The organism is Geomesophilobacter sediminis (assembly GCF_016458275.1).
Lineage (GTDB): Bacteria > Desulfobacterota > Desulfuromonadia > Geobacterales > Geobacteraceae > Geomesophilobacter > Geomesophilobacter sediminis.
On sequence record NZ_JAEMHM010000059.1, the window covers coordinates 1 to 355 of the forward strand.

At 49.0% G+C, this 355-nt stretch carries 1 protein-coding gene; it reads right to left on the bottom strand.

Annotation, left to right across the window (positions count from 1 at the left end; genetic code table 11):
- Positions 1-104 precede the first annotated feature (104 nt).
- A partial coding sequence (locus JFN93_RS25395; protein ID WP_215907872.1) for a hypothetical protein occupies positions 105-355 on the bottom strand: 251 nt, incomplete at its 5' end.

Genomic DNA, 355 nt, shown 5'->3' on the forward strand with positions numbered 1-355 from the left:
CACTGGCCATCGGCTCCCTCCTGTCGAGTGGGTTCTAACCGAAATTGGCCATTTACACAAAGGATTTTACAGGCCCGGTGATAACAACCCGTTTCTAAAAGGGTTTATTTATCTGATGCGAGCCGCTTAAGCGATTTGGTTAGCAAACTTAAATCATAAAGTGTTTGACCGGGCAGGTCGCCTTTGCTATAAGGGTAATCCGCTGATGCGCCGGAGCCCCAACGTCGTGGCCTCGGTGTCATCACAGAGAAGTCGCTCTTTTTAAAAACCGCACGATGAAAAAAGATGTTGACAGGCGAAGCGGTTTGAAGTAACTTGCCGAGTCTGTCGCGAACGGCGGCTTGGTCTTTGAAAA